22 protein-coding genes are annotated in these 26,685 nt (G+C 45.3%); 14 read left to right on the top strand and 8 right to left on the bottom strand.

The annotated features are described in order from the left end of the window. Positions 1-37 precede the first annotated feature (37 nt). Together Q1A86_RS02935 and Q1A86_RS02930 are read left to right on the top strand one after the other, a co-directional pair. Entirely contained in the window at positions 38-1,240 is a 1,203-nt protein-coding gene (locus Q1A86_RS02935) for a multidrug effflux MFS transporter (protein ID WP_299802790.1), read from the top strand. A gap of 194 nt (positions 1,241-1,434) precedes the next feature. After that, the gene (locus Q1A86_RS02930; protein WP_299802789.1) at positions 1,435-2,028 is read left to right on the top strand and encodes a tRNA-uridine aminocarboxypropyltransferase; all 594 of its coding nucleotides are present in this window, start codon (positions 1,435-1,437) and stop codon (positions 2,026-2,028) included. Positions 2,029-2,303: 275 nt separating this feature from the next. On the opposite strand, the gene Q1A86_RS02925 is transcribed toward Q1A86_RS02930, so the two are convergent. Further along, on the bottom strand, positions 2,304-4,433 hold the full coding sequence (locus Q1A86_RS02925) for a bifunctional diguanylate cyclase/phosphodiesterase (protein ID WP_299802788.1): 2,130 nt from the start codon (positions 4,431-4,433) through the stop codon (positions 2,304-2,306). 370 nt (positions 4,434-4,803) lie between these two features. Between Q1A86_RS02925 and Q1A86_RS02920 the strand changes: the two genes are divergently transcribed. From Q1A86_RS02920 to Q1A86_RS02910, 3 genes are all read left to right on the top strand, one after another. Next, complete coding sequence (locus tag Q1A86_RS02920) at positions 4,804-5,169, top strand: hypothetical protein (protein ID WP_367277873.1); 366 nt, start codon at positions 4,804-4,806, stop codon at positions 5,167-5,169. A gap of 27 nt (positions 5,170-5,196) precedes the next feature. Further along, positions 5,197-5,832, top strand: a complete 636-nt coding sequence (locus Q1A86_RS02915; RefSeq protein WP_299802787.1) for a class I SAM-dependent methyltransferase — start codon at positions 5,197-5,199, stop codon at positions 5,830-5,832. A gap of 87 nt (positions 5,833-5,919) precedes the next feature. Continuing rightward, a complete protein-coding gene (locus Q1A86_RS02910; RefSeq protein ID WP_299802786.1) occupies positions 5,920-6,891 on the top strand; it encodes a hypothetical protein in 972 nt (323 codons plus the stop codon). Positions 6,892-6,969: 78 nt separating this feature from the next. Here the strand turns inward: Q1A86_RS02910 and Q1A86_RS02905 are convergent, their stop codons facing one another. Beyond that, complete coding sequence (locus Q1A86_RS02905) at positions 6,970-7,638, bottom strand: PilZ domain-containing protein (RefSeq protein WP_299802785.1); 669 nt, start codon at positions 7,636-7,638, stop codon at positions 6,970-6,972. A gap of 293 nt (positions 7,639-7,931) precedes the next feature. On the opposite strand from Q1A86_RS02905, the gene Q1A86_RS02900 reads away from it, so the two are divergent. From Q1A86_RS02900 to Q1A86_RS02890, 3 genes are all read left to right on the top strand, one after another. Beyond that, positions 7,932-9,263 (top strand): pitrilysin family protein, encoded by a 1,332-nt coding sequence (locus Q1A86_RS02900; RefSeq protein ID WP_299802784.1) that lies wholly within the window; start codon positions 7,932-7,934, stop codon positions 9,261-9,263. Next, complete coding sequence (locus Q1A86_RS02895; protein ID WP_299802783.1) at positions 9,260-10,723, top strand: pitrilysin family protein; 1,464 nt, start codon at positions 9,260-9,262, stop codon at positions 10,721-10,723. Before Q1A86_RS02900 ends, Q1A86_RS02895 begins: the two co-directional genes overlap by 4 nt. 80 nt (positions 10,724-10,803) lie before the next feature. Beyond that, the gene (locus tag Q1A86_RS02890) at positions 10,804-10,974 is read left to right on the top strand and encodes a hypothetical protein (protein ID WP_299802782.1); all 171 of its coding nucleotides are present in this window, start codon (positions 10,804-10,806) and stop codon (positions 10,972-10,974) included. Positions 10,975-10,981: 7 nt separating this feature from the next. Here Q1A86_RS02890 and trmL read toward each other — a convergent pair whose 3' ends face one another. Continuing rightward, on the bottom strand, positions 10,982-11,443 hold the full coding sequence (gene trmL, locus Q1A86_RS02885; RefSeq protein WP_012275452.1) for a tRNA (uridine(34)/cytosine(34)/5-carboxymethylaminomethyluridine(34)-2'-O)-methyltransferase TrmL: 462 nt from the start codon (positions 11,441-11,443) through the stop codon (positions 10,982-10,984). 213 nt (positions 11,444-11,656) lie between these two features. Between trmL and Q1A86_RS02880 the strand changes: the two genes are divergently transcribed. Continuing rightward, positions 11,657-12,589, top strand: coding sequence for a LysR family transcriptional regulator (locus tag Q1A86_RS02880; RefSeq protein ID WP_299802781.1), 933 nt, complete (start codon positions 11,657-11,659; stop codon positions 12,587-12,589). A gap of 720 nt (positions 12,590-13,309) precedes the next feature. Here Q1A86_RS02880 and Q1A86_RS02875 read toward each other — a convergent pair. Next, positions 13,310-13,456 carry a hypothetical protein gene (locus Q1A86_RS02875; RefSeq protein WP_299802780.1) on the bottom strand — a complete coding sequence of 49 codons (147 nt, stop codon included), beginning with the start codon at positions 13,454-13,456 and terminating at the stop codon, positions 13,310-13,312. Between the two features lie 135 nt (positions 13,457-13,591). On the opposite strand from Q1A86_RS02875, the gene Q1A86_RS02870 reads away from it, so the two are divergent. After that, entirely contained in the window at positions 13,592-15,229 is a 1,638-nt protein-coding gene (locus Q1A86_RS02870; RefSeq protein ID WP_299802779.1) for a GntR family transcriptional regulator, read from the top strand. Between the two features lie 532 nt (positions 15,230-15,761). Here the strand turns inward: Q1A86_RS02870 and Q1A86_RS02865 are convergent. From Q1A86_RS02865 to Q1A86_RS02855, 3 genes are all read right to left on the bottom strand, one after another. Beyond that, positions 15,762-16,658 (bottom strand): YjjW family glycine radical enzyme activase, encoded by an 897-nt coding sequence (locus Q1A86_RS02865; protein WP_299802778.1) that lies wholly within the window; start codon positions 16,656-16,658, stop codon positions 15,762-15,764. Positions 16,659-16,700: 42 nt separating this feature from the next. Then, a complete protein-coding gene (locus Q1A86_RS02860) occupies positions 16,701-18,254 on the bottom strand; it encodes a YjjI family glycine radical enzyme (RefSeq protein WP_299802777.1) in 1,554 nt (517 codons plus the stop codon). Positions 18,255-18,584: 330 nt separating this feature from the next. Beyond that, a complete protein-coding gene (locus Q1A86_RS02855; RefSeq protein ID WP_299802776.1) occupies positions 18,585-20,105 on the bottom strand; it encodes an aldehyde dehydrogenase family protein in 1,521 nt (506 codons plus the stop codon). A 253-nt stretch (positions 20,106-20,358) separates the two neighbouring features. On the opposite strand from Q1A86_RS02855, the gene Q1A86_RS02850 reads away from it, so the two are divergent. Next, complete coding sequence (locus tag Q1A86_RS02850) at positions 20,359-21,339, top strand: MDR family oxidoreductase (protein WP_299802775.1); 981 nt, start codon at positions 20,359-20,361, stop codon at positions 21,337-21,339. Positions 21,340-21,838: 499 nt separating this feature from the next. Here the strand turns inward: Q1A86_RS02850 and Q1A86_RS02845 are convergent, their stop codons facing one another. Then, positions 21,839-22,795 carry a LysR family transcriptional regulator gene (locus Q1A86_RS02845; RefSeq protein ID WP_299802774.1) on the bottom strand — a complete coding sequence of 319 codons (957 nt, stop codon included), beginning with the start codon at positions 22,793-22,795 and terminating at the stop codon, positions 21,839-21,841. Positions 22,796-23,300: 505 nt separating this feature from the next. On the opposite strand from Q1A86_RS02845, the gene Q1A86_RS02840 reads away from it, so the two are divergent. The 3 genes from Q1A86_RS02840 to Q1A86_RS02830 all read left to right on the top strand — a co-directional run bounded on the left by Q1A86_RS02840 (position 23,301) and on the right by Q1A86_RS02830 (position 26,618). Next, complete coding sequence (locus Q1A86_RS02840) at positions 23,301-24,821, top strand: flavocytochrome c (protein ID WP_299802773.1); 1,521 nt, start codon at positions 23,301-23,303, stop codon at positions 24,819-24,821. 28 nt (positions 24,822-24,849) lie between these two features. Beyond that, entirely contained in the window at positions 24,850-25,203 is a 354-nt protein-coding gene (locus Q1A86_RS02835) for a cytochrome c3 family protein (protein WP_239889389.1), read from the top strand. A gap of 275 nt (positions 25,204-25,478) precedes the next feature. Next, a complete protein-coding gene (locus Q1A86_RS02830) occupies positions 25,479-26,618 on the top strand; it encodes a DcaP family trimeric outer membrane transporter (protein WP_299802772.1) in 1,140 nt (379 codons plus the stop codon). The last annotated feature ends 67 nt before the right edge of the window (positions 26,619-26,685 follow it).

Here is a 26,685-nt window from a genome sequence, read left to right as displayed (position 1 = left end):
TTACTATAGCGCTGTTTTCCAAATGTTGAGAAAGATCATGCGTCGTAGTTTGTTACCCATTTTGTTGCCAATGGTGATTTTAAGTCCTTTGGCTATCGATATTTACCTCCCCTCTATGCCAGTAATGGCGGCTGAGTTTGCTGTGTCTGCTAGTGAGATCCAATCGACACTAGTGCTTTTCCTGTTTGCCATGGGTACCGGTCAGTTATTAATTGGCCCACTGGCTGATCGCTATGGTCGTCGACCGGTTGCCATAGGTGGCATCATTTTTTATATGATTAGCAGTGTATTAGCGGCTATTGCGGTGGAGTTTCATTGGCTTCAAATCGCCAGGGTGATGCAAGGTTTAGCGGCATGTTCGACCTCTATCGTGGTGTTCAGTGCGGTGCGGGACTGTTTTTCTCCTAAAGAGGGCGCACGCTATTACAGCTATTTAAATGGCATGATCTGTATTATTCCAGCCTTAGCACCGACATTAGGTGGCATGCTGGCGTTGCAGTTTGGCTGGCGATCAAATTTCATCTTCATGGCTTTGTACGGCCTAGTTATTCTGGCCATAGTAAGCCTACGTTTACCTGAAACTCGTCCACAAAATACCATTAGCGATGGTCCGCTGTATCGCTGGGCGCGCTATAAGCCGGTTATTACCGAGCCACACTTCCTATTTTATGCCATCGCTTGTATGGCGGGTATGGCAGCGATTCTAAGTTACGTGTCTTACGCGCCAGTTTGGTTGATTGGCCACCTAGGTGTGTCGGAGTTAACGTTTAGCGGCCTATTTGGCTTAAATGCCGTGGTGAATATCATCGCTTGTTTTGCTGCGCCACTAGTGATCAAAAAGTTAGGTAATCGTCCCACAGTTATTATCGCATTAGCGCTAATGCTAGTGTCTGCAGTGACTCAAGTACTGGTGCAGCTCGTTGGCCCACAAGCGGGTATGATGGCGGCGTATAGCTATATGTTGCCTATGATGTTGCTATGTATTGGTTTTGCACTGTTACTTGGTCCTGCAACCAGTATGGCATTATCAGCCTTTGGTGAAAGAGCGGGTACAGCAACGGCAATGCTTGGCTTTATCCAGATGAGTGGTGCCTCACTGCTGACAGCATTAGTGCAGCAAACAAGTCTAACTGCCCCTTATGCAGTTGCAACCTTGATGGGCGTAGGCGCTGTTGCGCTTCTGGCCATGATGGCTATGCCTAAGTTTGACCATTGGCATCAAGAACAACACGCTTATTAGGCTTGATTGCCGAGCGGTCAGTTGAAGATAGTAACAGTTAACTTTGTTTCACCCTGAAACACTTTAGCCTGCACAGACTAACCATCTGGGCAGGCTTTTTTTTGATGAGTTTCAGTGGATCTCAATGTCATGTTATTTGTATCAACACTCGGCTACAATTTGCAGGCTATATTAAACAATTACCCAGAGGTCTCGTGTCCCGTCCAACTTGTCCAAACTGCCACTATCCACAAAAAGCCTGTCTATGTGCCAGTATTGAAACCATGCAGGTCAAACCTGAGCTGATAATTTTGCAAGATCCCAGTGAAGTTGGGCATGCGAAGAATAGTGTGCGTTTGTTAGAGCTGGTTATTGCAAATACTCAAGTGGTGGTGGGTGAAACCCCTGATGATTTTGCAGAGTTACGCGAGCAATTAGCCCAGTCTAGCAAGCCGGTTTACTTAGTGTATCCGTCAGACACCAGTGTGTCGGCCAACGAGATAGCGCTTGAGCAAGAAGTGATACTGCTTTTTTTGGATGGCACCTGGCGAAAAGCCTATAAATTGCTGCAGCTTAATCCGTGGCTACAGGCTTATCCGGCTTTGCATCTAGATTTGGATAGTGCTTCTAATTACACCATACGCAAGGCGAGCCGCAGTGATAGCCTGTCTACCTTAGAAGCCGCTGCTATGATGTTAAAGGCCATAGATAATGAACAAGATGTGGCACCTCTAACCAAGGCATTAAACGCCATGGTAGAGCAAAGGTTGGCTTCTATGCCAGCCGAGGTGCGGGCTAGGTATCGATAACCTTTATTATTTTTAGTGGTTTTTATATGGAATGGTTAAAGGTAAAGAAATGCAACGGTTTTTAGATAAAATATAGATGTAAGCTTTTGTGATTCAAATCGTTTATTCCTTTAGAAAACACCGTAGATATCACGCTAATTTTGCAATTAATCAGGTTTAATAACCTTATCATCTTATGGTGATAATAGGGGCTACGCCGGCAACAGCTTTTGCAGGGGGCGACACTGAATAACTTATTCAGAGTGCTGGCGTAGCTACCTTCTTCCAGCAACGCTTTAAAGGATCTGCTGTGTCGCGTAAGCTGGAGCGAGTACCTCAAAGGAAAAGTTCTCAGCCGATGCTGGTCTATTAAAGAAGTACCCCTGTCCCATGCCTTTTCCTAGGCTTGAAAGTACATCTTTTTGGACTTGAGTCTCTACCCCTTCGACAACAAAATCGATCTCTAAGGTTTGCGCAAGTTGCATAATGGCTTTGCAAAGCTTTCTGCCTTGATTGCTATTTAAGCGCTGGGTAAAGTCTGCATCAATTTTTAGGCAGTCTATCGGTAGACTGCTGAGCCAATTAAAGGAGGATAATCCAGCGCCAAAGTCGTCGATCGTGATGCTAATACCCATTTCTTTTAATTGAGCTAAGACCTTTGTCATCAATTTTGGTCTGTGAATAAACGCATTCTCGGTGATTTCAATAATCAAGGCGCTAGCAGGAAGCTGAGTACGTGTCAGTAACCCGTTAAGCATATGAATAAAGTCTGGATGTTCCAGTTGCGCTCTTGAGGCATTAACGCTGATCTTAAGTTTCGAGTCGAACTCTTGATGCCATTTGAGCATTTGAATGCAAGCTTGCTCAAGCGCCCACTGCCCAACGTTAACCATCAGGCCAGCTTCCTCTAATAAAGGAATAAAGTCATGGGCTTCAATGACTTCACCATTGCTCTGAGTCCAGCGCAATAGGGCCTCAACAGCCACCGTATTATTGGATTCTAAATCGACAATGCTTTGATAAGCTAAGCTGAACTGACCAAGGCTTTGAGCATGGCGTAAGTCATTTAGAGTATGAAGCTTTTTCTCGGCAGCTTCTCGGATGGTGGCGTTATAAAAACGGATATGCTTGGGGCTATTTTTGGCCGAATACATAGCGGTATCGGCCATGCTTAATAGCTGATTGGGTTCGTCACTTTGCTGCGGAAATAGCGAGATCCCGATACTGGTGCCGAGATAGAATTTCTGGCCATTAATCTCAAAGGGGGCCTCAAAGAGTGATAGTATCTGCTCAGAGAATGCTTCAATCTCTTGTTTATCTCGACACTGAGGTAAGACTAAGGTGAACTCATCACCACCTAGACGAGCGATCTCAGCATTCTCGAAGCAGCAAGCCTCGAGGCGAGCCGCTACGAGTTGTAAGACTTTATCTCCGGTCGAATGACCAAAACTGTCGTTAATATTCTTAAAACCGTTGAGATCCAAAAACAGCAGAGCGCCGAGCAAGTCGGGAAATTGTTTGATATTGTTGATCGCCTTATTGAGCAACTTTATCAGATGAAAACGATTTGGTAGCCCAGTGAGCTTGTCATACATGGCTTGTTGAGTCAGCTTGTTTTCGAGCGCCTTCTTCTCACTAATATCGCTAAACAAGTTAACGTAAAACACTGTGTTGTCGGCGTAGATCCGTCGACAACTTTGCCATGCCGGGAAGCTTGTTCCGTCTGAACGGCACTTCCAGACTTCCCCTTGCCAGCTACCCTTGCCTTTGAGGGGGTTATCGGGGACTTGGCTTTGGTGTGGTAACTCTAAGTTGATTTCGCTAGGGGTCTTGGCAATCAAGTGCTCGGCGCTGTAACCACAGATCCGGCACATGGCCTTATTAACCGCCAAAATTTTATTGTCTTCATCTGTGATATAAACGGCTTCGGCGCTGTCTTCTAAGGTTATCGACATCAGCTCTTTAGAAAGAGTTTCAAAGCCGTTGCTGATACTTGTCCTGCTACGTTTACGTCTATCCATTGGCTGGAATGAGACTAGCATGACTATGCTTTCATCTAGCTGTGCAGGATAAAGGGTTAACACGGTAGGCAGTTCTTTACCTTGCTGACTCATATGCAACCAATTCAATGAGACGACTTCGCCCTTGGACGCTTTATTTATCATTTGCTGACCATACTCGACGCTGCTTCTTCCTGAAGACTGCAGCCTAGGAGAAAAATCGAAGGGGGTGGCATGAATAAAGTTCTGCTCTAAGCTTTCAAAATAATTGAGCGCCGCAGGAGTAGCTGCAAGGAAATGGTGCCCCTGTAATATGGCCAGAGCGGTTGATTCAGACTCGTTTTGCCAGAGCAAGAGTTGCTCGGATAGTGCCGGATCTGTAGAAGATACACGTGGGTACAATTCAGACCAGGTTAACAAACTCATACACTCTTCCTTTTGGCATGACATTTTTTAGAGGCAAATTACTGATTATTACGACAATAAAGTTATATTTTGATATAGCTTAGTCAGCTTGGCGTCAAAAATACCTTTATTTGACGCTTTGTACAATTAAGATGTAATAAAATTGAATCTAGAGAACATTTACATTAAATATTTTCACAAACCTTAAAGAATACACTTGAAATTACACTCAAAAGTTGATGGAAGCCTATTGGTATAAGTTGCTGAACTTCAATTGATTTCTTGCCTTTTAAGTCTGGTTAACTCAAGGGGTGAATAAAAGGCGGTGCCAATGTGAATGAATTAGTTAGAATAAGAGACCGAGATGAGAAGTTTATGACAAGGAGTAGCTGTGGCCATTAAATATATCGTATCGCAAGCACAAGTGTTGGCGATAACCTGCATTATGTTGATGAGTTTTGGATTAGCGGCTGAGGAGTCTACAAAGGCTCGCGCCGACTCATTATCCGTGCAAGCAGAGAAGGTAAAACAGCGAGTCGAGCAAGAGCAGTTACAAAAAGCACGAGATGCCGCCAAGCAAAGAGAAGACCGAGAGAAGAAAGTGCTTGAAAGGCAAGAGTCAGGTGATTGGGAAGGCGAGCAAAGAGAAAAGGCGCAGAAGCAATTTAAGCAGCGAGAGTCTCGAGAAGAGAAGTATTTACGTGAAGCTAGGGAAGCGGCAAGCATCGATCGCAAAATCCCAAAACCTTTTGAATAGTTAAATAAGTAGAGTTAGGAATATCCTTTGAGTATCTGTCCCTTGTGTCAGCAGCCGAGTTTACAGGCTTTTTATCAAGATAAATTTAGAGAGTATCAGCGCTGTGGCCATTGCCACTTAGTGTCTGTGCCTGAGGCATTTCATCTGAGTGTTGCCGATGAAAAAGCCATTTACGATCAACATCAAAATGATTCAGAAGATCTAGGTTACCGCAGATTCCTCTCGCGGGCGCTTGACCCCATACTCGAACGGATCCCTCAAGACGCCCAAGGGTTAGACTTTGGCTGTGGTCCTGGGCCGACAATTAGCGTGATGGCGGCAGAGAAGGGCGTGAAGGTTGATAACTACGATCTGTATTACTGTAATGATCCTGAGAAGCTCAACAAACAATATGATTTTGTCATTACCACCGAGGTCATAGAGCATGTTGCGGATGCCAAATCTTTATTAGCTAGATTAGATGGCTTGTTAAAGCCGGGCTCCTTGCTCTTGATAATGACTAAGCGTGCCGGTGATCTCGAGGCTTTCAGTCGATGGCATTACAAAGGTGATCCGACACATATTTGTTTCTATTCAACAGCGACCTTTGAGTGGATTGCAGAGCAGTATAATTGGACATTAGAAGTGCTGGGTAATGATGTGGTGCTGTTTACCAAAGCTTAGCTCTGCTTTAGGCTGAGAGTGATTCGGCTTACTTCTCGCACTTGCTGAAAAGAGTTGGCGATAAATATGAACAAAGGAATGATCGACATGAGAATAACAAACTGGGCATTTATCTATTCGGTATGGATCTGTTTGAGTGTGATGCTGTTGACTCCCGCTCAGGCCGCAACCCATGAGCCCATTAGCTTTCTAAATAAAGCTGATGCCGCCAAGGTACTGACTCTGGAAGATGACTTCGTCCGTGGCATTAGCCAGTTCGATATGGCCTCGCGCATGAAGCGTGAAGATAGCCCGAGTAAGCCTGATTACTTAGCATTTGTAGCCACTCAGACACTAGACTGGACGCCGCAAGACCGCGACGCTGTGACTCAAGCATTTAATCAACTTCAACCTAAACTGAGTGCATTAAAAGTAAACCTGCCACAGCCGATTCAATTTATTAAAACCACAGGCTTAGAAGAAGGCGGCGCCGCCTACACCCGTGGGCAGGCCATTATCTTGCAGCAGAAGCAGATTGATAATCAACAAAGGCTTCCCGCGTTAATCGCCCATGAACTACTGCATGTTTTTTCTCGCTTCAATCCACAAGTGAAGCAGCAACTCTATCAAGCCATAGGGTTTTATCCCGTTGGTGAAATTCCTTTCCCAAGCTCACTGGCTCAACAGAAAATCACTAACCCAGATGCACCTATAAACGACTTTGCAATTAGAGTGAAGCATGACGGAAAAATGGTTTGGGTCGTACCTATTCTGTATTCAGGTGAGCCGGGCTACAGTCTTGAGAAGGGTGGCGAGTTTTTCGATTATCTTGAATTTAAGTTTGTGATCGTCGGTAGCGATGAGCTGCCTAATATCGCAGCATACGATCCTGATAACGCACAAATCGTCAAGGTATCCGAGTTTAAAGGTTTCTTTAAGCAGATAGGCCGAAATACTAATTACATTATTCATCCGGAAGAGATTATTGCCGAGAACTTTTCCTTTTTGATGACGGGCGAGATCGAACTTAAGTCGCCTCAATTGCTACACAAGGTGGAGCAGGTGTTTCTGGCTCAATAAGCGATGACCATGGTTAAGCTGCCGACTTGATTGACTCAGTGGGCAGGCCTTTGAATATTAAAAAGCCAGAATCAAATCTTATTGGTTTAGGTGCTGCAAGATGACTTTTTGCAGCAACTCCTCAGTCTCTTCGGCTTCAGTGTTGAGCGTAAAGCCATATTGGGCCAGCTTTGAGCTGGGGTCGAGTTCCTGTTGGTTTTTAATCGTGATAGAGATGGACTCTTGCTCGCCGTCGAACTCCATCTTGAGACGATACTGACTATCGATATTAAAATTAATCTTGGTCTCACTAACAAAGGCGCCGCCTTTAATTGAGATGTCTTTTAGATAACCCGATGAGATGATCACGCTCGAATCTATGGCGGTAAGACTGGCTTTAATATTGACTGGAATTCTAGAGTGTTGCCTTAAAGATACCGTCTGCAGCTCTTTTGGGTAGCTAACAATAAGCCAGCGCCCCGCCACTGAGAGAATTTGGTGAATATTGCTTCTAAAGGCCAAGATCGTGGCATCTTGTTCATCGCTATTGACCACCCTAATCACCACGCTCTGCCTTTCTCTGACATAGGCGCTCGCGGCTTGCCAAGCTTTGTCACTCCCTAGGGACAAAATGACCGAACGTCCCGGATCGACGCCTATTAAACGGCTGCGTAGACGAATGGTTTGTGTCGGCGTGAGCAACTGCAAATGCACATCTGTGTTGCAGTTGAGAGTATCTAATGTGCTGAAATCCTTTTCTGATGACATGTAGTGGCCTAACTGTCGATGAAATAGAGTTTGAAATTAGCATAAAACAGCCAGCGAAAAAAACAAGATTGCTCTAGTGTTACTTCAGGTTTACCTTGAGTTACAAATATTTGCCGCAGTTAATTTGATTTTCATCACAATTTGCTTTTTGATGGATGCTGATTTCATCGTGAGGAGTCGCGATGAAAAAGAATATTCATCGAAGAAAATCGAATTTTCGTTATGTTCTGACTATAAAAATCAGCATATAACAAGAGTGCTTATACCAATTGGTATTAAACAAGGAGCGGATAATGAAGCGCTATACCAAGGCATTGTTATTGTCTATTGGCCTGCTATTAGCAGCGCCAATGGTGCAAGCGACACAGGCCAAAGATATTCAAAGTTTCACTTTGGATAACGGCATGAAGATAATGGTATTGGAAGACAGCTCGATACCCAACGCCAATATGTACCTTTTCTGGAAGGTTGGCTCACGTAACGAAGTGCCGGGCATTACCGGGATCTCTCACTTCTTCGAACATATGATGTTTAACGGCTCGAAAAAATATGGCCCTAAGATGTTCGACCGCACCATGGAAGCGGCTGGCGGGGCAAACAATGCCTACACCACAGAAAACCTCACCGTTTACACCGACTGGTTCCCAGCGAATGCGCTAGAGACCATCTTTGATCTTGAAGCCGATCGTATCGAGAACCTAGATATTAACGAGCAGATGGTGGAAAGTGAGCGTGGCGTAGTGGCCTCTGAGCGTTTAACAGGGCTGGAAAACTCTAACTGGCGCGTGCTACAAGAAGAGCTTAAAGGCGCGGCCTTTAGAGCCCACCCTTATAGCTGGTCGGTTATCGGTCATGAGTCTGATATCGCTGCCTGGACCCTAGAAGACTTAATCCAATACCACAAGACTTATTACGCGCCTAACAACGCTGTAGTGGTGATTGCGGGCGATGTTAAATTGGCCGAAGTAAAGCAGCTTGCCGATAAGTATTTTGCGCCAATTCCAGCACAGGCACCGCCACGAGAGGTTAAAACCGTTGAGCCGCTACAAAAGGGTGAACGCCGCGTCTTCGTGCAAAAAGCTTCGGTAAGTACCCCCAACGTGATGCTGGGCTACCATATCCCTGCCACCTCAAATGCCGACTATTACGCGTTGGATCTATTGTCATCAATCTTGACCACAGGTAATAGCTCGCGCATGTATCAAGGCTTAGTCGATAAGCAAGTCGCCATAGAAGTCGATACCTATATGCCGATGTCATTTGATCCGAACCTGTTTTACGTGATGGGTGTGGCTAATCCCGGAGTGACCGCGCCAGAGCTAGAAGATGCGATGATCAGTGAGATCAATCGTGTGGCTCGTGATGGGGTCACAGCAGAAGAGCTAGAGAAGGTTAAGAATATCAAGCTAATGGGCTTTTATCGCGCCATGGAAACCATTAATGGTAAGGCCAATACCATAGGCACCTATGAGTTGTTCTTTGGCAGTTACGACAAGCTATTTAACGCCCCAGAAGCCTACAACAAGGTGACGCCGGAAGACATTCAACGTGTAGCGCAAACTTACCTAAAACGTGCAAACCGTACCGTTGCCGTACTGGCTGCAACCGAGGAGGCTGACCAATGAGAAAGTGTAATTCAACCCTAAGCGCCTCGAAAGCCCTGCTGCGATCGAAGAGATTACTCTCGGCAGTGGCCGTTGCCAGTTCGCTGACATTGGCGGGTTGCGCGGCAACTGAGACATCAAAGACGGTAGATACTGGTAGTTTTAGTGTACCCGCCTATCAAAAGGTAACGCTTTCTAACGGGTTAACCGTGTATATGATGCCTCAGCGTGAAGTACCACTTATCACGATTGATGCCATCGTCCGCGCGGGGGCAGTTAATGACACCACTTCTGGTGTGGCAGATATGACCGCCGCTGGTTTGATGCTCGGCGCGGCTGGTAAGAGCAAGCTTGAGATAGAGCAAGAGGTGGATTTCTTAGGGGCAAGCTTAAGTAGCGGCGCAGGTAAAGAGGGTAGCTATATCAGTGCCGACTTTATGGCTAAAGATGCCGATAAGATGTTGCCGTTAATCAAAGATATGCTGGTCTCGCCAGACTTTGACGACAAAGAGTTCGATAAGTTGCGTCAGCGAGAAATTGCCAGTCTGTCTCAGGCCAAAGAGAGCCCGCGAGCGGTGATTAGCCGTTATTTCGACAAGCTGGTGTTTGGCGAGCATCCCTACGGCAATGCCACATCAGGTAACCGCGACTCGTTAGCCGAGCTGACCATTGCACAGTTACGCGCCTTCCATAAAAGCTACTATCAGCCATCGAATACCGCCATTAGCGTGGTGGGTGACTTTGAACCTGTTCAGATGAAAGCCAAGCTAGAGAAGCTGTTTTCAAACTGGCAAGACTCAGAGCCCGTCACTTTAGTCGACCTATCAAAAGATCTGCCTCAGTTCGATGAAGCTGATGTATTGTTGGTAGATAAGGGGGATGCGATCGAGACCACTTTTCTTATCGGTGGCATGGGTATTCGTCGTGATAACCCCGACTTTGTTGGGCTGACTGTGGTGAATACTATCTTAGGCGGCCGCTTTACCTCATGGCTAAATGATGAGTTACGAGTCAATGCGGGTCTGACCTATGGTGCGCGCTCAGGCTTTAGCGCTTATTCTGCTTCGGGTACCTTTAAGATCAGCACCTTCACTAAGACGGCGACTACCAAGGAAACCATCGATCTTGCATTGAAAACTTACGCAAGGCTTTGGGAGCAGGGCTTAGATCAAGCAAGCTTAGACTCAGCAAAAGCCTACGTGAAGGGGCAATTTCCGCCTAAGTATGAGACTAGTGGCCAACTTGCAGGCTTGATGACAGATATGTATCTGTATGGTTTTGACGATGCCTTTATCAATGAGTTTCAGGCCAAGGTGGATGGCTTAACGTTAGAGGAATCTAAGCGTTTAATTGACACTTACTTCCCGAAAGAAAACCTACAGTTTGTCATCATAGGTAACGCGGCAAAGATAGCGCCGATTGCTAAAGAGCATGGCAAGGTCAAGCAAGTGAATATGACCGATGTGGGCTTTGGTGGATAAGCATAAGTTTTAGATTGCTTACATCAGCTTAACTAGCAAAAAGCCGCGATTATCGCGGCTTTTTTGTGTCTGGAACACTTATGGCAAAAGCCCAAGGACGGGCAGCTTTTGGCGTTGTGTCTGGAACATTTATGGCAAAAGCCCATGGACGGGCTGCTTTTGGCGTTGTGTCTGGAACACTTATGGCAAAAGCCCAAGGATGGGCAGCTTTTGGCGTTGTGTCTGGCACACTTATGGCTTTATCTTTTTAGCTAACGCTTACATACCAGCGTAATCTAGCTGACGCCATGCTTCATAGCTGATAATGGCAACGGCATTCGACAGGTTCAGGCTGCGACTCGTTGACATCATTGGAATTCGAAGACGCTGCTCGGTTGGAATCGAATCGATGATATCTGCAGGTAAACCGCGGCTTTCAGGGCCAAATAGCAACACATCGTCTTGCTTGAACGTCAGCTCTGAGTGCGGGCGACTGCCCTTTGTCGTGCAGGCCATAATGCGTTTACCGTCCATTGCTTCGAGAAAAGCCTCGAAGTTTTTATGATGGGTCACATTGGCTAAGTCGGCATAGTCTAAACCCGCGCGGCGTAGTTTTTTATCTTCCAAATCGAAGCCTAACGGCTCAATTAGATGCAGTTTACAGCCATTGTTAGCGATTAAACGGATGATATTGCCGGTATTTGGAGCGATTTCGGGTTCGTAAAGCGCGATATGGAACATGCTGATCTGCCTAAAAATTGGTGAGCCGAGATTATACGGCAAAAAATCGAACACGGAAAATGGATGTTATTAGCGCTCGCTGGTGACAAGGCGTAAGGGGATATGCGATGGCGCTCGTGAATATGGGGCTTTGCAATGTACCGTAAAGGGATTTGCGTCTATATTCCAGTTTAATATTCCTTTTACTAATAGACGGCTCTCTTAGGCAGACTTATGGATCTAGCAAAACTCTCTCGGATCAGCATGAAGCATCTGATCACCCTGCATGTGATGCTCGACACCCTGAGTGTGACCGCCAGTGCTGAGCGTTTATGTCTAAGCCCATCTTCGGTGAGTAAAACCTTAAGCCAGTTAAGGCAAAGCCTTGATGATGAGCTGTTTTATCGACACGGTAACAAGCTGGTGGCCACGCCGCTAGCGAGGCGGCTCGGGCCGAGTGTGCATCAAATTATTAATGACATGAATCAGTTGGTGACTCAGGAGGCGTTTAACCCCGCAGACTATAAAGGCCGTTTCTCACTGGCCATGCGCGAGAGTACCTTCGAATTATTGGCCGCCAAATTCATGGCTCATGTGCTGACACTCGCCCCCAATATTCGTTTAGATATTTTTGCTAAAGATAGCATGGGTTTTGAGGGAGTAGTCAAAGGTAACTTGGACTTTATCTTGCTGCCCCATGATAGAAGTCAGCCACCGATCTCCCAGCAGGAATTAGTGTGGGAGACCTTACTCAGCGACGAGATGGTATGTGTGATGAATCCTGAGCATCCACTGGCGGTTCAGGCGCAGATCTCTATTGATGATTACCTGAGCTTTAGCCATATCAGTATTAGCGATACTGACCTCAACACCCCATATTTTGAGATGCAATTAGCCCAACAGTCGCGCAATCGTGCGGTACCTATTTCTGTGGCCGACTTTGGTAGTGCGGCGTTACTGTGCCAACACAGTGAGTTGCTGTTTACTTGTTCGCGGCGTTGGGCTGAAAATGCCATTCAGACTAAGGGCTTAGTGACTAAGGCTATGCCGCTTGATTATGGTGAAGTGGCCTATAGTTTGGTGTGGCATAAGCAGAGTATGAATGACCCGGCTTTAAGATGGTTATATCAGCAGTTGCTGGAGTTTACTCAAGCTGAGTTTAAATGAGCTTAAGAGTTGGTTTAGTGCTTGATAAAACGGAGCGGTTATTGGTTGTTTACGTTAAACCAAATGACTGAAGCTCGAGGGTTTAATCTTGGGCTAATCGATCCGATATCAGTGAATTATGTCGTATTTGTTTGCTGAATTATTCGTCAGTAGAATTATTGGTTTCAGGGTAAATGTTAAACAGTATTTAAATTTATAAAATAAAAATGTTGACGTGCGTCACATTTTTTTGCTAATTTGAACTCAGCGGTTTAGGTCGGAGAGTTCATTGATATAGCGAAGACTCAATCGACTGGGAGTTCGACATTAGCTAGCTCCGCTGGCTGGGCCGGATTCGACAGAGCTGAGGCATTGCTATTAGAAGCTTCGACCGGACTACTTTTCAATCCGACTCTTGCGTACATTATCGGATACCCATTGAGTTACCCACGGGTAACTTTGATAAGCCTAATAAGTTGAGTTTTACGTTAGGCTGTAAAACAAAAAAGCATCCCAATGGGATGCTTTTTTTTGCTTTGCGTTTTGGGTTGATGGTTAGACGTTGTCTAACAACTTTGTTTATCAGACTACGTCTGAACTTAAGCAATCAAACTGCGTTTGATAAAAGTCGTGGAATTCCATCCCACACCCGGGCAAAAGGGGGACAACAGCTTCCCCCTCTTGGCCATTTCTTTCATAAAGAGTCCCAGCCGCCCCCGACGAAGTTGTTGATCCTCATGCTTATGGATAAATTGCTAACGCTTCCGATGGGGCATCCATGTCCCCCCGAGCCTGAACCATCATCCATGATGGCTCTACGGCATTTTTATCTACGTATTTCGGCAACTCCGATGGGGAATAGGTGGTCTCTGTAGTTCTTCTAATCAAATTAACCTCCCATTATTTATCAATAAATCATTGTCTTAATTATGTTTATACAATCATAATGCCAGTATGTGTAAACACTGAAATGACCTATATCTTTTTGGTGGTGCAATTGCTTTAGCAACGGACTCATGACAAATGAAAACAATCGATGATATATGGTCATCAATTTCAGGTAGCGCTAAAACTAGAATAACTGATCCTATTGTCGGCTCGTTTCTAGTTTCTTGGTGTCTTTGTAACTGGAACTACATTTCACTTCTCTTTTTTGGCGAAGGAACCGTATCTCAAAGAGTTAGTGGCTTTTATAAATATTTATCACTTACTGAAGTGCTAGCTTTCAATTCGCTTTTTACAATTCCTTTTTTGCTAACTATCGGTTATCTATTTATTTTTCCCTGGGTCTCATTGACCGCAAAGAATATGCAAACGGTAGTTAATAATAAGTTGCATCAACAAGCTGTTGATGTGGACCTCAGGAAGGTAGTTCAGCAAGAAGAGCTAAATAAAGCCAAGTTAAAAGCTAACCCCGACAAACAATTTTTAGAGCAAAATGTACAACTAGAAATTGATCGCAAAAAAGAATTATCTGAGTTGCGAAAGCAAAGAACTGCAAGGTTTAAAGTAAAAGCGGAAGAGGGGACGGTTAAACTTAAAGAAGCTACTGCAAGAGCCGAAGAAGCTGAAAGTAAAAGATTCATAGCTAAAACAGAAGAAGATAAGAAGAAAATTCAAGCTGAACTTGAACGTAAGCAATTTAATGCAACTAGTGCTGAAGTTAAGGCGACTTTGGCCTCCCATCGTTTCCCATCAGCATTTCTATTTATGTCATTAATTTCAGATAGTGTTAAGCAGGATGGAGTAAACCTATCTCTGAGCGTTGCTAGTGAACTAGTTGCTGCCATATTCGGATATGAAGACTTTAAATCTTTATTGGATGATGAAAATTTCAACAATGAGAGTTTGTCGAGTGTTAAATATATTTACTACAGCGCTAATAAATTAGCTCACAAGATTCAAAATATCATATCCAAAGAAGAATCAGAAAATGAAACTTTGAGCCCTGAAATGCTATTTGAGCACATACAAACTGTACTTGAAGAATTGCCATATGAGTTTGTTAACGATGATGATTTAAAACAACTTAGTGTGGAGCTGTGTGAAAATAATAGTCATGACCTTCTTGAGCATGAGGGTACATCTAGTGCAATTGCCGAATCCGATACTATTTTTGAAGAGGTAAATATTGAAGGCATAGAGTCTTCGGCATTTAAAGATGGATTCGTTGCATTTATAAAAGCTTCTGCAAGTGGAACACATCGAAAAGAAGCCGATATTGGAGGGCGAGATATGACTATATCGGTAGAAATAAAAAGCGCTATATTGGTAGGGAAATACGCTCTAGGGCATCTTGAGATAGAGTCTGTCAGCGGAGGTTTAGTTGACTACTGGCAAGATGAGCAATCCTGGGAAGATGAACAAGGTGAGCGCGATTTTTTCAACTTAAAGCTTGAAGAAGCTTTAAGTAAACACGCTGGATTAAGCAGTCTTGTTAGCTATCTCAATGACAACAACATAAAAGTCGGTGACAAGCTGCCATCGGAAAGGGAGTTAAGCAATATACTCAACTCAAGTAGAGCTCTTGTTAGGGAGTCTTTAACTAGGCTGGAGTCGTTTGGGTACATTGATATTATGCACGGAAAAACTTCTCCTTTACTCAAAGAGCTACCTGTAAAGTTAAATCAACAAGAAATTGTTGAGGATTTATATGAATAATTGGTTTAGAGCAAAATAAGAATTTTAGCTCTTTAGGCATGGCTCCTAAGCCAAACTATTCCGCTTTTCCAACCAAGTGCAGATGCGGCTTAGGCCTTTGATGGCATGGATGCCATCGTAGAGCTTACACGGACGTACTTGCAGCGTGACTAAGAAGCGTCTGCACATACGCTGGCTGCAAGCCATTGGAACCATAGATGTCGGAAGTTACTGCAAATGCTACCTAAGCATTAGCAAATCAAAGGTTCACAGCTTTAGATTGAAAGCCTGAGTTGGTTTCAAGCAAAGGAAACCTTAACCTCTGCACATACGCCGGCTGCAAGCCATTGGAACCAGCGATGTCGGAAGCTACAACAAATGCTGCCTAGGCATTGATAAATCGAAGGTTCATGATTTTAGCTCTAAACTGTGCGACAGTTTCAGCAAATTGGAACCACTGATGTGGGAAGATACAGCAAATACTACCTATGAAATGGTAACCGAAAGGTTCACCGCTTTACCGCAAAGCGCCACACTAGGCTGGCAAGAAAGCCTACAAATAAACATTGGGTAACACCAAGTTACGTACACCACGTTCGGTTAGTCGTGTTGCTAACTCTTCCATCTGCTGTTCACTGCAAGTTGGCCAATTAAGGGCTTCGCCGGTTACTCCATGATGTTGAAAGGCGTTGAGTTTGACCCTAACACTAGCGGGTAACTGGCTTAGATAGCCGGCTATAGCGTTAACTTCAGAGTCAATATCACTGATTTTTGGAATATACAGTAAGCGTATTTCGTATAGTTTACCTGCTGCGACGAGCAACTTTAAACTCGTGAATACTCGATGGTTATCACGGCCGGTAATGTAACGATGGGTGTGCTCTTGCCAAGATTTTAGGTCGATCATCGCGCCATCTAGATAAGGAATCACTTGTTGCCAACCAGCCTCCGATAAATAACCATTACTGTCGATCATGCAGCTTAACTGGCTGAGATCGCTACTGGCTTTTATTGCTTTAAATAGCTCGACGATAAATGGAAGTTGCAAGGTGGCTTCGCCGCCGCTTACTGTGATGCCGTTGATAAAAAAGACTTGGCTGCGGATAAGCTCAAGCATCTGCGGCACACTGTATTGGCGGGTCTTAGGGCTAGATTGTCTAGGGCAGGTAGATAAACAGGTATCGCAATGAGTGCATAGCTCGCTGTCCCACAGGACTCTCTGCTTACTTGCTTTGCCATTCGCTCTTCCCTGCTCAGTGGTTAGAGTCAGGGCGCCAACAGGGCAGGTGGTCACGCAGTCGCCGCAACTGTCGCACATGTCTATGGTGTACGGGTTATGGCAATTTTTGCAGTTAAAATTACACCCTTGCAGGAAGATGACCAGACGGCTGCCTGGCCCATCGACACAAGAGAAGGGGATGATTTGGTTAACGGTGGCGACTCTACCCATCTGTTACTCTAAGCCCTTCATTTTTGCTTATACACTTGAGCGTTATTTAGCGTATGCAGGCGACTGCTCATGAGCTACCACCCGAGGTTGGCGTTCAAGAATGCGGGTATTGCTTGCCGCTTCTGCACCTAACCAAGTGGTGTTGGTACGCGAGCCCTCTGCTTTAAAGTTAGCGATATCCGAAAGCTTAATCATATAGCCGGTGACACGTACCAAGTCGTTTGAGGCTACGTTGGCGGTAAACTCTCGAAAACCTAGGATCAGCGCGCCTTTACACAGCTGCATCATCGCCTGTGGGTTAGCTTTTACCGTCTCATCTATGGTGAGAATGTCGCTAATGCCTGAGGTGTAATACTGATGATGCTCGGCTAGGGCTTGAATATGAGCAATTGGGTTTGGCTCTGTACCATAAGGAATACGCACGCCCGGTGTGACGTCTTTATCTATGCTAATGCCACCTTGTGAGTGCAGCAGGGCTAGGCCGTTATAACCGTATTTCACTTGAGTCGATTTTACTATGCCATCGAGGGTTTTTGAGATCTTGTGGCCGAGTTCGTTAGCGGCGGCATTATGGCCGTAATGGCTGCTAGGCTTATCGATGTTGTCTTCATTGAAATCAGGCGTGCCCTGCAGGATATTGACCGCTTCGGCCATGCCGTAGATACCAAACATAGGGGCAAAACGTGATTCTTCAATCAGACCTTCTTTGATTAGGAAGCTGTTGAAGAAGTTAGACTCTTCATGCAAAAACTTGGCGCGTGCATCAATTAACTCATAGGTTAGCTGGCAATAGTGAGGTAGCACTCGGGTAAAGAAATCGCCTAGGCTATTGGCTTGTAACGCGACTTGTTTCAGGTTCAGCCTGACTAAGGTGTTCGCGCCGCCTGCGAGTGGCAGCGAGTTATAACAGCTGACAATACCAAAGCCTTTGTCATCGAAGCTATTTGCGTGCAGTGGGTAATTGGCAATATGTGGCTTGCTGCACTCACAGATATTGCTAGCGGCGACTTGTAGTAGCTCGTCTGGGGTGATCTCTGGGTCATACATAAAGGTCAGATTAGGTGCTATCTGCTTAAGCTCGGCATCGACGCGTAAAATGGTGCGGCAGACGATATTGTCAGTTGGGCCTATGTTCACATGCATAAAGGCATCTGGCAGGGTGCGATCTAGCATGATCCAGAATAGCTTTAACTTTCGGTAGATAGTCTCTGGTTCTAGGCCTTGGCAGAATGGCAGTAAAATATCGTCGAGCTGACCGAGATAGACGGGAATATTGGTGACCGATGGCACGTGGTGATAAATAATCGTCAGTGCATTGAGCGCTTCATCTAAATCTTGCGCCGGACTTAGCTCTAAGTACTCGGAACCATTCTGAAGGAACTTGGTGTAATCGGGCAGCACATATCTTGGCTTGAATGGCGCGTTGCCCTCAAACATATCGCAGATAATACCTTGTGCCTTGGCCTCTGCAACGGCTTCAGACACCGGCATATAGGGCAGGCTAGCCTCTGCTTCTAAGGCTAAGAAGTTAGATTTTTGCTTTGGCGAAAGGTTAGGATCACGAGTTATCTGAGCGAGTCTGTTTTCAACGGTCATGGTGCAATATCCACTAATATTTTATGGACATATTTTAAGGCGTGATGAGTGGATTCTTATAGTGAAAAGCCGATAAACAGTGATTTCCAATTTGGAAATTCGAAGCGAAAGCTCTCAACTTATTTGAAAGTGAGTCGGTGAGCGACTTAGGTTGGGCAAGCAGTAGGCTGGTAATGGAAATTACCAGCCTACATTATCGTCTTCCTACTTGAAGATGCTGCTACGTTGATGACTCTTATTTATCCCAATTACTTAGCGGACTAAGTTCATGGGGCTAAATTTGTCTGTCGTCTTGCTGCATCTGTAATTACTTTGGTTATAGGAGGTAGGTTAGAAGAAGCCTAACGGATTAGCATCGTAGCTGATCAGTAGGTTTTTGGTGTTTTGATAATGGTCTAACATCATCTTGTGGGTTTCACGACCAATGCCCGACTTCTTATAGCCACCAAATGCGGCGTGAGCGGGGTAGGCGTGATAGCAGTTAATCCATACACGTCCAGCTTGAATGCCGCGTCCCATACGCTGGGCGGTATTCATATCCCGAGTCCAGACTCCGGCCCCTAAACCGTATTCGGTATCGTTGGCGATAGCCAAAGCCTCCGCTTCGTCTTTAAAGGTGGTCACCGAGATCACTGGGCCGAAGATCTCCTCTTGGAAGATGCGCATGTCGTTGGTGCCCTTTAAGATGGTTGGTGTAATGTAAAAGCCTTGGCTTTGATCGCCTTCAAGTTTGCATAAGTCACCGCCAATCAGCACCTCTGCGCCTTCATCTTTACCTATGTCTAGGTAGCTTAATATCTTATCAAATTGCTCTTGTGAGGCCTGCGCCCCCACTTGGGTGTCGGTATCGAGTGGGTTGCTCTGCTTGATGGTTTTGCAGCGTTCAATCACCTTGGCAATAAACTTGTCATAAATCGACTCGTGAATTAATGCCCGTGATGGACAGGTACAAACCTCACCTTGGTTAAAGAAGGCTAGTAGCATGCCTTCGACGGCCTTATCGAGATATTCATCTTCATGGTCCATTACATCGGCAAAATAGACATTGGGTGACTTACCACCAAGCTCGACGGTCGATGGGATTAACGACTCTGCGGCGCACTTTAAAATATGATGACCGACTTCAGTTGAGCCTGTAAAGGCCAGCTTAGCAATACGCTTGCTGGTGGCTAGCGATTGGCCTGCCTCGGTGCCAAAACCGTTGACCACGTTGAGTATGCCTTTTGGCAGTAGATCTTCGATAAGCTCAAGCAGTACTAAAATCGACACTGGAGTCTGTTCGGCAGGCTTAAGCACGACACAGTTACCCGCGGCGAGGGCGGGGGCAATTTTCCAAGCTGCCATTAGTAGTGGGAAGTTCCATGGGATGATCTGACCCACAACGCCTAGAGGCTCTGGAAAGTGGTAACTCACGGTATTAGCATCGATGTCGGCGGCACTACCTTCTTGGGCACGAATACAGCCAGCAAAATAGCGGAAGTGGTCGACAACTAATGGTAAATCGGCGGCTAAGGTTTCGCGTACCGCCTTGCCGTTATCCCAAGTCTCGGCGACAGCCAATGACTCAATATTTTGCTCGATGCGATCGGCAATGCGCAGCAAGATGTTTGCACGTTCGGTGACTGATGTTTTTCCCCAACCCTCCTTAGCCTCATGGGCGGCATCGAGTGCCATTTCAATATCGACCGAGCCAGAGCGCGGTATTTGGCAAAACACTTGACCATCAACGGGAGAAGTGTTGTCAAAGTAAAGGTTATTAATAGGCTTAGTCCATGCTCCACCGATGAAATTTTGATACTGAGGCTTGAAGTTAATGATGGCGTCGGGTGTACCTGGCTTGCTATAGATCATGCTTATCTTCCTTGTGTGATTTTTATGCAACAATTCAGTGTAGTAGATAATTGATAACTGAGTAGATAGGAAAAAAGTCGACTAGCTTGCTGGTATTTTTATGCTTAGTATTGATGAGTTGTGACATCGGAGTTGAGCTCCCTAGTTCAACTTGCTCTATGAATCCTACGCATTAACCCTATGCAAAATATGCACTTCATTCATAGAGGTTTATGCCCTATGCTTCTCCCATCAGTTTAAATAGGAACTTGTCATGTTTAACGCACTTGTTTTGACCCAAGAAGAAAAGAAGACGCTGGCGAATGTTCGCCAAATCACCGAGGCTGATCTGCCTGAAGGCGAAGTCTTGGTTGATGTTTCATGTTCATCGCTGAACTATAAAGATGGTTTAGCGGTAACGGGTGTGGGAAAAATCATTCGTAACTTCCCTATGGTGCCGGGTATCGACTTTGCGGGGACCGTGCTTGAGTCAAGCGACGAGCGTTATAAAGCCGGTGACAAGGTGATCCTTACAGGTTGGGGTGTGGGTGAAAACCACTGGGGTGGCCTAGCAGAAAAGGCTCGTGTAAAAGCTGACTGGTTAGTGCCAATGCCAGCTAACTGTGACGCGGCGAAAGCGATGCAGATTGGTACCGCAGGTTTAACGGCTATGTTGTGTGTCCAAGCACTACAGAATGCGGGTATTAAGCCAGAAGACGGCGATGTATTAGTAACAGGCGCCAGTGGTGGCGTGGGAAGTGTAGCGGTGACCTTGCTAGCGCAGTTAGGTTATCGTGTGGTGGCAAGCTCAGGTCGTGTTCAGCAAAATGGTGACTTACTGACTAAGCTGGGTGCTAGTGAAGTGATCGATCGTAGCGAACTTGAAGCTGATGCCCGTCCGCTTGAAAAGCAGCGCTGGGCTGGCGTGGTTGATACCGTCGGTAACAAGGTATTGGCTACAGCATTAGCACAGATGAACTACGGCGGCGCGGCTGCAATCTGTGGTCTAGCGGGCGGCTTTGCGCTACCGACAACCGTGATGCCATTTATCTTACGTGGCGTAAATTTACTGGGTGTTGATTCAGTCTCTTGCCCATTTGAGAAGCGCCAAGCGGCGTGGGAGCAAGTGCTTAACTTATTGCCAGCTAGCTATTTCGAAGATGCTTGCGAGACTATCGCCCTTGAGCAAGTGCCTGAATTTGCACAGCGCATCATCAAAGGCCAAGTGACAGGCCGAGTGCTAGTCCAGTTGTAAAAAGGTTCCCTAGGTCCTAGGTCCTAGGGAAGGCTAGGACGGTACAAGACGAACGGCCAGTGGCCTAACGGAACGCTGCGCTTACGAAAAAGCTAAGAAGCGGAAAAGGTACTGTTTTAGCCTTTGCTCTTCCTAGCAGGGCGTAGTCCGTCCTCGCAGCGTAGCGTCCTAGGATCTAGGTCCTAGGAAAGGCTGAGAAAGGCTCTAGGTTCTAGGGAAAGCAAAGACGGAAAAGCCGAAAAGCTAAGAAGCGGCAAAGGTACTGTTTTAGCCTTTGTTGTTCCTAGCTGGGCGTAGCCCGTCCTCGCAGCGTAGCGTCCTAGGATCTAGGTCCTAGGAAAGGCTGAGAAAGGTTCTAGGGAAAGCAAAGACGGAAAAGCCGAACAGCTAAGAAGCGGAAAAGGTACTGTTTTAGCCTTTGCTACTTCCTAGTAGGGCGTAGTCCGTCCTCGCAGCGTAGCGTCCTAGGATCTAGGTCCTTGCTTTTAGAACAACGACTTTATTGCATATTCTGCGGCGTCTGTGACAGCAGGTCTTTGATCGTATGTGCAATCTCTTCACGCAGCCATTTTTGCGCCTTGTCTTGATCGCAGCGCGAGTGCCAGAACAGGTTGTAATCTAGACTTTGCAGCTTAAACGGCAGGGGTTTGACTTTTAATTTATGTCGCTGGGCGGCTATTTCGGCCATGCCTTCCGGCAGGGTAATAATCAGCGGATTGACCGATTGTAGCGCCAGCGCGGTATCCAGATGTGGAGTGCGCAATAGCTCGGTACGTGCGGGATATTGACTTATGGCATCGTCGAGCAAGGCTTTTACCCCATCACTGATGGCGATAGTTGCATGGGGGTAATGCAGATAATCCTCTAGGGTGATATCGCTACTCGCCAGTGGGTGATTTGGCGACACTAAACAGCTTACCCCCACTTTGCCGAGGAATGTTTGCTGTAAATTTCCGGTCTGACCGATGGCGCGGCAGATTGCCATATCTGCGCCTTTAACACTGAGTTGCGCCTGTAATTCTTTTTGCTGTACTGGCACTATTTCGAGGCGGATCTGTGGCGCTTTTTGGTAAATGACAGGCAAGATGAAAGGGATTAATGCTTGCATAGCATAATCGGTCACCGCGATAGAAAATTGCTGCTGGCACTCTTCCGGCACAAAGGCTTTTGGGGTTAATAGCTCGATTAACTGTCCAGTTGGTTGACGTAACTGTTGGTAGCATTCGAGTGCAAAAGAGGTCGGCACCAGCTGCTGACCCACCCGAGAAAATAGTGGATCATCGAGCATCTCTCGTAATCTAGACAGGATACGGCTGGTGGCCGACTGGCTTAGGTGTAATCGTTTGGCCGCTTGGGTCACGCTTCGCTCTTCGACCAGAATTTGCAGGGCGATCAATAAGCTCAGATCTTGGCGGTAGATCTCTTCTAATTCCATAATATCCTTGTGTACTAACATCTGTGTGCCAATGTGAGAGTTTCAACGTCAGCATAATTGCCTTTAAGGTGATGCTTTTAGCGTGACAGTTTTAAGCTAATTGGCTAAAGCCTATAGGGGTAATGATGGCATATAAGTCTTTAGGCCGAAAAGCTTATCCAATAATGCTGATAATGATTTTGAGTGCAGGTGAAATATTCGCCTTTTATTTACAAAGGTTTAACGCTTGTGTTCGGTGCTATTTCGTACTGTAAAATGCTGACGTTCAGTCGCTAGTATAAATCAAATATAATAGTGCTAAGTCAGATGTGTATTGTGATTGTTGCTTAATAGTTTGCTATCTGTCAGCGTTTGGAATCGGTTCCAAAATACTCCTAAAGTAGTAAAAAACTCAAACATTGGATCTAGCTTTGAGTTTGCAGATGTTATTTTATTGTTTCTTGGAAACCTTTATTTAACTCCCGTTTTGGAACTCATTCCAGCCCTATGATTATTGCGTCTAATAAAACTAATAGGGTGATGACAGATGAGCAATAAAGATCTGCTAGGACGCCGTAATTTCATTAAAGGAATGGGAGCGGCAGCAGGTGTCGCGATGGCTGCACCAGCATTGGCCATTTCTGAGAAAGCGGATGGCGTAAAATGGGACAAAGAAGTTGAAGTCCTAATTATCGGTTCGGGTTTTGCGGGATTAGCGGCGGCGATTGAAGCCACGCGTAAAGGCGCAAAAGACGTACATATCTTTGAAAAGATGTCGTATTTCGGCGGAAACTCAGCAATCAATGGTGGCCTATTTGCTGCACCAGGTACGCCGATGCAGAAGCAAGAAGGCGTTAAAGATTCTGTTGATCGTATGGTTAACGATCAGCTGAAGTCAGGTCGCGGTATTGCCGATGAAGCACTGCTTCGTCATGTAGCCGAGCATGCGGTTGAAGCACTGCAGATGACATTAGATGCGGGTTCTGAATACCACCCTTATCTACAGCAGCTAGGTGGTCACTCAGTGGCACGTACCTACCAAACCACAGTGAGCTGTGGTGCGGGTATCACTCAGCCTTTGTTACAAGAGTGCCGTAAGTTAGGCGTTCATACCCATAACCGTGCAAAGTTCGAAGGTTTCTTAGTGGGTGATAAAGGCGAAGTGGTTGGCGTGAAAATGCGTCAGAACTATCACTTCGGTGAAGACCAACCTGGCGATGTTATTAACATCCGCGCTAAGCGTGGCGTGATTATGGCTACAGGTGGTTTCGCGCAAAATGTTGATCTGCGCATGGCGCAAGATCCGACACTGACATCTGAAGTTGGTTGTACTAACGCACCGGGTGCGACAGGTGAAGGTATGTACGAGATGTTCCGTCTCGGCGCTATTCCAGTGCATTTAGCACATATCCAGTCAGGCCCTTGGGCATCTCCAGATGAAGGTGGTTTTGGCTATGTGTCTAACTACTCTATCTACAATTTCCCGCATTCAATGGCTGTTAACCGTTTAACGGGTAAGCGTTTCATGAACGAAATTGCTGACCGTAAGACTCGTGCCGATGCAGAACTTGCTTGCCGTGATGAGAAAGGTAACGCATTGCCTCCTATCTTGATCACTAGCTACAAGGACTCTAAGAAGCATCCAAATACCAAGAAAGTGATCAAGTACAACGTGGGCTGGAAGTTCGATTCTGTTGAAGAGTTGGCTAAACATTTTGATGTGCCATTAGCGCCGCTTAAAGCACAAATTGCTGAGTACAATGAGTACGTTAAGACCGGTGATGATAAGCAGTTTGGCAAGAACATGACCAAGGCCAAAGACAAGTACATTCAAGCACCATTTACCGTGGTTCGCTTATGGCCAAAAGTGCACTATTGCCAAGGTGGTGTGCAGGTCAACACTAAAGCCGAAGTAAAAGACAGCTTTACAGGACAGTCAATTCCTGGGCTATACGCAGCCGGTGAAGTGTGTGGTGGTATTCATGGTGTGAGCCGTTTAGGTAGTTGCTCAATTCCTGAATGCATGGTGATGGGTATGACAGCTGCACGCAGTGTCATGAAAGCCTAAGTTTGCCAGATAATAAGAGGAATGAGCGATGAGTAAATTAAAAGCGGTATTAGCGCTAACCTTTGGTTGCCTACTAACCTTGTCTGCACAAGCTGTAGAAATACGTGACCACCATAAAGAAGTGATCGGAAAAGATTGTAAAACATGTCATGACAATGGCATTAAGCAATTCCCATCGGATCAGGCTTGTTTACAGTGTCATGATGTTGATGACTTAGCAGAGCAAACTGCACGTAGTGAAGAAGATAAGTGGCAGAATCCACATAACAACTTGCACTATGGCAAAGAGCTTCCTTGCCAAGAATGTCATAGCGAACATGGTACTAAGCAACCACTATGTAGCAACTGTCATACGTTTAAGTTTGATAAGTTTAAGAAGTAACATTAACTCAATTATATTTAGTGTGGTTTCATCTCAACCACACTAAATAATGAGTGCGGGCCATATTTAAGTTATGGCCTTTTTTCCCTGCATTGTTTTATTTTGACCCTCAATTCTTATTGAGGGTTTTTTTATGCGACCTTGTTAACGAAATTGATATATCTTTTGGTGCATCTTGTTAAATATGCGTTTCATTTGCTTTTGGAATTGGTTCCAACTGTATTATTTGTATGAAAGATGGGTTGTATTTATATTAATAATTACGGTGGTGAACAATGAATAAAAATATATTGGCTTTGTCTGTTTTAGCTATTTTAAGTGGTAGTGCAAATGCTAGTGATACTACTTTTAAATTTGGTGGATATGTAAAAGCTGACGTAATGTTTAGTGATTATAGTAATGGTGCACCTGATTCAGGTCATATTTCGAGACAGTTTTATGTGCCTGGGACTATATATGGTGTTTCTGATAATGGAGAGCAAGTTGTTGACTTTCAAGCTAGAGAGTCAAGATTTAACTTTAGTTCCCTCAGTAATATTAATGGGCATAAGTTAAAAGGGTTTATAGAGTTAGACTTTATGACGCATGCGGATGGTAATGAACGTGTGTCGAATAGTTACTCTCCTAGAATTCGTCATGCGCTAGTAAGCTTCGATAATTGGTTAGTTGGTCAAACTTGGACGACTTTTCAAAATCCAGCGGCATTGCCTGAAAACCTAGACTTTGTTGGTGCCGCAGAAGGTACACCATTCGTTCGTCAAACACAGGTTCGTTACACCAATGGTGGTTTTCAGTTTGCGATAGAAAACCCTGAAACAACATTGACGGCAAATGTTGATATGGGTGGAGGAAGACTTACTAGCGGCAGTGGCATGGTTCCTGATTTTATTGCTCGTTATAACATCAATACCCAAGGTGGATCTAAGTATTCTTTTGCAGCTTTAGTGCGCCAATTAAATATTGAAGATGCAAACTACGATTCACAGGAAATGGCATACGGCTTGAGTATGACTGGTGTTGTTCCTGTTGGTAACGATGATCTTAAGTTCTCCGCTACAGCGGGTTCGGGCTTAGGTCGCTATATGGCATTGAACTATGCCAATGCAGGTGTCATTGATAACAATGGTGATATTGAAACTATCGACTCTTACGGAGGGTTTGTATCTTATCGTCATTGGTGGAATGAAAAGTGGCGCTCTAGTGTCACTCTATCTGGTTTCAAAGCTGATAATAATGAGTCTTTAACGGGTGGGAAAGTTAATAAAGAGTCCTATTCTGGCTATATCAACTTATTATATTCTCCAATTAAGCCAATTACAGTGGGTGTTGAATATATGTATGCTGAGAATACTAAGCAGAATGGCGATTCAGCGGAATTAAATCGTGTAATGTTCTCTTTAAAGTACGTTATCTAATTAAAGCTTTAATTCTTGCGTTCCTTTTTTAGCACAAATGGTGACAGGCATTAGCTAGAAGATGCTC

This window comes from uncultured Shewanella sp. (assembly GCF_947497935.1).
Taxonomy (GTDB): Bacteria; Pseudomonadota; Gammaproteobacteria; order Enterobacterales; family Shewanellaceae; genus Shewanella.
Note: the sequence above shows the minus strand (reverse complement) of the source record. Positions and strands in the feature narration are given on the sequence as shown.